This window comes from Streptomyces sp. SID13666, from assembly GCF_010548325.1.
GTDB lineage: Bacteria > Actinomycetota > Actinomycetes > Streptomycetales > Streptomycetaceae > Actinacidiphila > Actinacidiphila fildesensis.
On sequence record NZ_JAAGLX010000113.1, the window covers coordinates 1 to 1,360 of the forward strand.

A 1,360-nucleotide genomic window follows, 5' to 3' on the forward strand; every position below is an offset into this window, starting at 1 on the left:
GGTCCATGGGCTGGCTCGAAGACAGCTCTGTCGAGGAGTAAGAACCCCACATGACCAGTCAGTCCACCCTGCAGTCCGTGCCTGCCCTCGATACGCACCCGGCCTACGGCTCCAACCCGAGCCGTGCCGAGACCCGGGAGCAGCTCTCCAAGGCGACGTACGACCTTCTCGTGATCGGCGGTGGCATCCTCGGCATCTCGACGGCCTGGCATGCCGCGCAGTCCGGTCTGCGGGTGGCTCTGGTCGACGCCGGTGACTTCGCCGGCGCCACCTCCTCCGCTTCCTCCAAGCTTCTCCACGGCGGTCTGCGCTATCTGCAGACCGGCGCGGTGAAGCTGGTCGCGGAGAACCACTTCGAGCGCCGTGCGGTGTCCCGTCAGGTGGCTCCCCACCTGGCGAACCCGCTCACGTTCTACCTCCCCGTGTACAAGGGCGGGCCGCACGGCGCGGCGAAGCTCGGGGCGGGCGTCTTCGCCTACTCCGCCCTGTCCGCGTTCGGTGACGGCGTCGGCCACCTGCTGTCGCCGGCCAAGGCCGCGCAGGACGTGCCCGAGCTGCGCACCGAGAACCTCAAGGCCGTGGCCGTGTACGGCGACGGTCAGATGAACGACGCGCGCATGGCGCTGATGACGGTCCGCGCTGCCGTCGAGGCGGGCGCGGTCGTGCTCAACCACTCCGAGGTGTCGGGGCTGCGCTTCACCAACGGCCGGGTCACCGGCGCCGACCTGCGCGACCGGCTCTCCGGTGACGACTTCGGCGTCAACGCCCGGCTCGTGCTCAACGCGACCGGCCCCTGGGTCGACCACCTGCGCAAGATGGAGAACCCGGACGCGGCGCCGTCCATCCGGCTGTCGAAGGGCGCGCACCTGGTCCTGAAGCGGACATCTCCGTGGAAGGCCGCGCTGGCGACCCCGATCGACAAGTACCGCATCAACTTCGCCCTCCCCTGGGAGGACATGCTGCTGCTCGGCACCACCGACGAGGTGTTCGAGGGCGACCCGGCGGACGTCGCGGTCACCGAGAAGGACACGGAGCAGATCCTCGACGAGGCCGCGTTCTCCGTCCGTGACCAGCAGCTGTCCCGTGACCTGATCACGTACTCCTTCGCCGGTCTGCGCGTGCTGCCGGGTGGCCCCGGTGACACGGCGAAGGCCAAGCGGGAGACGGTCGTGACCGAGGGCAAGGGCGGGATGCTGTCCGTCTCGGGCGGCAAGTGGACGACCTTCCGGCACATCGGCCGTACCGTCATGGAGAAGCTGGAGACGCTGCCCGGGCGTCCGCTGGGCGACGACTTCGAGCCCGTCTCGTCCCTGCCGAAGCACCTGCCGCTTCCCGGTGTCGCCAACCCGCGCGCTGTCGC

Annotated in this window: 1 protein-coding gene; it reads left to right on the top strand. The window is 69.9% G+C overall.

Annotated elements, in window-relative coordinates:
• Positions 1 to 50: 50 nt before the first annotated feature.
• A partial coding sequence (locus G3I60_RS43595; protein WP_164608541.1) for a glycerol-3-phosphate dehydrogenase/oxidase occupies positions 51 to 1,360 on the top strand: 1,310 nt, incomplete at its 3' end.